A 6,230-nucleotide genomic window follows, 5' to 3' on the forward strand; every position below is an offset into this window, starting at 1 on the left:
CGCACCGCGACCAGCACCGTGCTGCCGGCACCGCCGGCCGACGACCAGCCGCCGCCGGACACGCTGGCCGGCTGCCAGCTGGCGCCATTGTCGCGCGACACCAGCACCGATTCGCCGGCCGCCAGCGGCGCCGACAGGCCGCCGCTGAGCACACCGTCCGACGACAGCGTGCCGCCGGTCGGGCTGGCCAGCGGGGCGCTGGTATCGAGCGTATAGGCTTGCTGGAACGCCGCGCCGTGGCCGGCGTCGTTGCTGACGCGCGCCATGAGGACATTGCTGCCGCCGAGGGTGGCGGCGATCGACCAGCTGGCCGCGCCGGCCGCGGCCGAGGCGTTGCGCCAGGTGGCGCCGCCATCGAGCGACACCTCGACCCGCTGGCCGGCCGTCAGCGGCGCCGACAGCGTGCCGCCGATGGTTTGCGCGGCCACGTTGGTGATGAAATCGCTGGCGCTGGCGCCGCTGTCGGCCGACAGCGCGGCGCTGGTGACCAGCGTGGCGGGCGGGCCTTCGACCAGCAGTTGGCCGCCGCCGGCGCTGCGGCTGGCATTGCCGGCCAGGTCGGTGACCACCGCGGCGACGTCGTAGCGCTGGCCGGCCGTCAGCGACAGGGCGCCGGACGACGGCGTGGCGTGCGCCAGGTCCAGGCTCCAGCTGCCGCCGCTGACGGCGACCTGGTAGGAGGCGCCGCCGACGCTGACGGTGAGCAGCTCGCCGCTGGCCAACGTGGCCGAGCCGCTCAGCGTCGGGGTGGTGGTCGGCGCGGTCAGGGCGTTAACCGTCGGCGCCGCCGGCGCCGCGGTGTCGAGCACATAGGCCTGGGTGTAGACCGCGCCGTCGCCGCCGGCGTTGCTGACCTTGACCTGCAACTGGCCGGTGCCGCTCAGCGTGACGCCGCCCAGCGACCAGCTGTTGCCGCTGGCGCTGGCGCTCTGCCAGCTGGCGCCGCCGTCCAGCGACACCCGCACCGATTCGCCGTCCAGCAGTGGCGCCGACAGCGAGCCGCTGAGGCTTTGCGCGGCCACGTTGGTGACGAAGTCGCTGGCGCTGGCGCCGCTGTCGGCCGACAGCGCGGCGCCCGTCACGGCGGTGGTGGGCGGCGTGACCGGCACGACGATGGTGCCCACCGTCAGCTCGTTGCTGCTGATGTCGCTGGCGGTGTTGCCGGCCAGGTCGGTGACGGTGGCCACCACCTGGTAGCGGTTGTTCAGCGCCAGCGCCAGCGCGCCGCTGGCCGGCACCGCGCTCGACAGGTCCAGGCTCCACGTGCCGGCCGCCGGCACCACGTTGTAGGTGGCGCCGCCCACGGTGACGGTCATGGTTTCGCCCGCGGCCAGCGTGGCGCTGCCGGTCAGCACCGGCGTCAGGCTCATGGTCTGCAGCGTATCGACGGTGGCCACGGTGGCGGCGGTATCGTAGACATAGGCCTGGCTGAGCACGGGGCCGTCGTTGCCGGCGGTGTCGCTCACCTTGACCTGCAGGGTGCTGCTGGCGGTGAGCGTGCGCCCGGCCAGCGACCAGGTGCTCTGGCCCACGGTGGCGCTGGCGGCGGTCCAGGTGGCGCCGTTGTCGAGCGAGACCAGCACCGACTCGCCGGCCGCCAGGTTGGCCGACAGCGTGCCGCTGACCGTCTGCGCGGCCGTATGGGTGATGAAGTCGGTCGACGAGACGCCGCTGTCGGCCGAGAAGGCCGCGCTGGCCACGCTGGTGGCCGGGGCGCTGGTGTCGAGCACGTAGGCCTGGCTGGTGGCGGCGCCGTTGTTGCCGGCGGCGTCGGTCACGCGCAGCTGGAGCGTGTCGCTGCCGGCCAGCGTGACGCCGTTCCAGCTCAGCGTGGTGCCGGACACCTTGCTGGTGATGTCGGTCCAGGTGGCGCCGTTGTCCAGCGAGCCGTAGACGATGTCGCCGGCGGCCGGCGCGCTGCCGAGGGTGGCGGTGATGGTCTGCGCCGCGGTGTTGGTGACCAGGTCGGTGTTGCTGGCGCCGGTGTCGGCCGACAGCGCGATGCCGCTGAAGCCGGTGGTGGGCGCCGTGGTGTCGAGCACGTAGGCTTGCGCATACGCGGCGCCGTTGTTGCCGGCGTCGTCGCTGACGCGCACCTTCAGCGTGCCGCTGCCGGCCAGCGTCTGGCCGCTGAGCGACCAGGTGTTGGTGCCGGCGCTGTCGGCCGCCTGGGTCCAGGTGGCGCCGTTGTCGAGCGACACGTAGACGTGCTCGCCGGCCGCCAGGTTGGACGCCAGCGTGCCGCTGATGGTCTGCGCCGCGGTCTTGGTGATGAAGTCGGTGCTGGACGTGCCGGTGTCGGCCGAGAGGGCGGCGCCGGCCACCGTGTTGGACGGCGCGGCGGTGTCGATGACGATGGCCTTGTTGGCGCCCAGCGAGCCGGCCGTGCCGGGCGCGGCCAGCGTCAGGTCGGCCGGGCGGTGGGCGCCGCCGGCGTCGGTGATGGTGGCGGCGTTGAACGCCAGCGCGGCGCTCGAGCTGTAGTCGAGGTCGGCGCTGTTCTGGCCGGCGCCCACCACGTAGGTGAACGTCAGCGTGCTGCTGCCCGAGCCGCCCGCGTAGCTGGCGACGCCGCCGCTGTCGAGCGTGAGCGTGGGCGTGCCGCCGCTGGTGTCGACGTTGACCGCGGTGGAGAAGTCCACCGTGATGGTGATGGTCTGGCCGGCGGCGTAGTTGCCGTTGGCGGTGGTGGCGCTGACGCCCGTCACGCTGGGGCTGGTGCCGTCGACATCCACGCCGGCCGTGCTGGGCAAGCTGTTGAGGGTGGTCGCGGCGTCGTTGCCGGCGGTGTCGCGCAGCGTGCCGCCGTTGACCGACAGCGCGCCGACGGTGATGCCGTTGGCGTCGACGTCGCCGCTGGGCACGGTGTAGCGGAACACCAGCGCGCTGGTGCCCGAGCCGGACACGTAGCTGGCGTAGCGGGTGGTGGCGCCGACCACCAGCGCGATGCGCGGCGTGCCGCCGCTGGTGTCGACGGTGACCGCCTCGTCGAAGTTGACGGTGAAGTTCAGCGGGTCGCCGTTGTAGTAGGTGCCGTTGGCCGGCACCGCCACCGAGGTGACGGCCGGCGCGGTGGTGTCGACCAGGACGGTCAGCGCGGCCGAGGCGGCCGTGGCGTTGCCGGCGGTGTCGGTGGCGACGGCGGTGATGCTGTGGCTGCCCTCGGCCAGCGCGCCGGTGGTCAGCGTCCAGCCGCCGGCGCCCGCCGTGACCGTGCCCAGCAGCGTGGCGCCGTCAAACACGGTGACGGTGCTGCCGTTCTCGGCCGTGCCGCTCAGCGTCGGCGTGGTGTCGTTGGTGATGCCGTCGCTGCCGGAGGCGCCGGTGTCGCTGGCCGTGGCCAGCACCGGCGTGCCGGGCGTGGCCGGGGGGGCGGTGTCGAGCGTGTAGGCCTGGGTCTGGGCGCTGCCGCTGTTGCCGGCCGCGTCGACCACCTTCAGCTGCAAGGTGTCGCTGCCGGCCAGCGTGACGCCGTTCCAGAGCAGGGTGGTGCCGCTGACCTTGCCGGTGATGTCGGTCCAGCTGGCGCCGTTGTCCAGCGAGCCGTAGACGATGTCGCCGGCCGCCAGCGTGGCGCTCAGCGTGGCGGCGATGGTCTGGGACGCGGTCTTGGTGATGAAGTCGCTGCTGCTGGCGCCGGTGTCGGCCGACAGCGCCAGGCTGTTGAAGGTGATGGTGGGCGCCGCGGTGTCGTACACATAGGCCTGGCTCAGCACGCTGCCGTCGTTGCCGGCGGTGTCGCTGACCTTGACCTTGAGGGTGTTGCTGGCGGTGAGCGTGCGTCCGGTCAGCGACCAGGTGCTCTGGCCCACGGTGGCGCTGGCGGTGGCCCAGGTGGCGCCGTTGTCGAGCGAGACCAGCACCGACTCGCCGCTGGCCAGGTTGGCCGACAGCGTGCCGCTCAGGTCCTGCGCCGCGGTGCGGGTGATGAAGTCGGACGACGAGGTGCCGCTGTCGTTGGAGAAGCTGGCGCTGGCCACGGTGGTGGTGGGCGCGGTGGTGTCGAGCGTGTAGGTCTGCGAGCTGATGCCGCTGTCGTTGCCGGCCGCGTCGGTCACCTTGAACGCGATGGAACTGCTGCCGGCGCCCAGCGTGGCGCCGTTCCAGGTCAGCGTGGTGCCGGCCACCTTGCTGGTGACGTCGGTCCAGCTGCTGCCGCCGTTGACCGAACCCCAGACGATGTCGGTGCCGGCCGGCGCGCCGCTGAGCGTGGCGGTGATGGTCTGGCTGGCGGTCCTGGTGATCAGGTCGGTGCTGCTGGTGCCGGTGTCGGCCGACAGCGCGATGGCGGTGAAGCTGGTGGTGGGCGCCGTGGTGTCCAGCGTGTAGCTGTGCGTGTAGGCGGTGCTGGAGCCGTCGGCGTTGGTGACGCGGGCCTGGAAGGTGTTGCTGCCGGCCAGCGTGGTGGTGGTGCTCCAGCTGCTGGAGCCGACCGTGTAGGTGGTGGCGTCGCTCCAGCTGCTGCCGTTGTCGTACGAGACCTGGACCTTTTCGCCCGTGCTCAGCGTGGTCGACAGCGAGCCGCTGATGATTTGCGCGGGGGTCTTGGTGATGAAGTCGGTGCCGCTGGTGCCGGTGTCGGCCGACAGGCTGGCGCCGGTGACCGTGACCGTGGGCGGGTGCAGTATGGCCTTGACGTCGGTGATGTCGAAATTCTGGAACAGCCCGAAATCGCCCGAACTGAACACCACCTGCTTGACGTCGTTGATCGGTTTGCTCAGGCTGGAATTGAGCACGGTCTGCCAGCTGTTGAGCAGCGAGTTCACCGTCAGCGTGTCGGTGGTGTTGTCGCCGTACGTCAGGTCGATCGTCAGCGAGTGGGACAGGACGCCGACATCGAACGAGCTGATGTCGAAGGTGTAGCCGGAAGCGATGCTGACCGTCAGCTTGACTTCGTTGGTGGGGCCCTGGTAGGCGTACAGCCCGCCGCTGCCGTAGGTGCCGTCAAAGCCCAGGCCGCCGGCGCTGGCGCCGCCGGAAAACGTGACGTTCTGGCCGTTGACCTGCTTGACCACGGTGGTCGAGCTGTAGTCGGCGTCGCTGCCGGTGAAACTGATCGTGGTCAGCAGGCCCTGGTAGTCGGCGAGGTCCAGCGCCTTGGTGTCGATCTTGCCGGCGTGCGTTTCAAGCGTCCAGTTGCCGCCGATGGCCGCCGCGCCGGTGGCGTCGCGCGAGGCCGCGACATCGGCGCCGGTGATGCGCGCCAGGTCGGCCACCAGCGCGTTGTGGTCGCCGGCGGCGACGTCGCAGCCGTACAGCAGCAGGTCGCCGTCGGCGCTCAGCGCCTGGCCCAGCTGCGCCAGTTCCGCCTGCACGCTGGCCGACGACAGCGCGGCGTCGGTCAGGCGCGCGGTGCCGAGGTTGACGGTGCCCTCGGAACCGTGCGACAGGATGTGGATCGCGTCCAGGCCGCGCTGGCCGGCCGCCCACAGGGCGATCTGCGCCAGGCCGTCGCGGCTGCCGTCGAACTCGACGATGCCGATGCCGTCGCGCACGCCCGCCTCCAGGCTCTTGTAGTTGGCCACCGAGGTGTCGACCAGCACCACTTCCTTCTTGCCGTCGTCGCGGGCCGGATCGATGGCGCGCACCGTCACGGCCGGCGGCACCGGCGGCGGCGCCGTGTCGTGCTGGGCCGCGTGGGCGGCGTCGGCCACGGCGCCGTCGAACATGAAGCGCTGCTCCAGCGGCAGCAGCTGCGAGGCCGGGCGCAAGGGGCGGCGCACGCCGGCGGCGGGGAACAAGGGATGGTTCATGTCAGACTCCTGGGGATGCGTTGGGGGCGCGGTTGGGGTTCAAGGCGGTGCCTGGCGCGGCGAATTTGGCGAGATGGTCGGCGACCTGGCGGTCCAGTCCGGGCTGCCATGCGGACGGCATGACGGCCAGCACGTTGGCCAGCAGTTGTGCGGTGGCGTCCAGCAAGGCCGGGTCGCGCAGGCGGGCCCTGGCGGCGCTGGCCCACAGGTAGACCTTGGCCAGGTGGTCGGCGCCGAGCGCGCCGGTGTCCGGCTGCGGCGGCAGGTGGGCGTACAGGACGGCGGTCGGCAGGTAGGCCGGCACATAGCCTTCGGCGGCCAGGCTTTCCATGCCGAACAGCGCGGCGTCGCGGTCGACCTCGCCGCCGTCGCCCTGCGACTGCATGATGGCCAGCCGGTAGCGCGCCTCGGCGATGCCGGCCTGGGCCGCCTGCTGGAACCAGGCGCGCGCGCGCGGCAGGTCGGCCGGCACGTCGG

The 6,230-nt window shown here is 72.2% G+C and carries 1 protein-coding gene and 1 pseudogene; both read right to left on the reverse strand.

Annotated features, from left to right (window positions below; genetic code table 11):
* The coding region (locus GTP90_RS37485) for an Ig-like domain-containing protein (protein ID WP_161087734.1) at positions 1–5,753 on the reverse strand (5,753 nt) is incomplete at its 3' end.
* Position 5,754: 1 nt separating this feature from the next.
* Positions 5,755–6,230: pseudogene (locus GTP90_RS34460) on the reverse strand (sel1 repeat family protein); the annotation flags it as partial.

Origin of the sequence: Duganella vulcania, assembly GCF_009857655.1 — a bacterium.
Lineage (GTDB): Bacteria > Pseudomonadota > Gammaproteobacteria > Burkholderiales > Burkholderiaceae_D > Rugamonas > Rugamonas vulcania.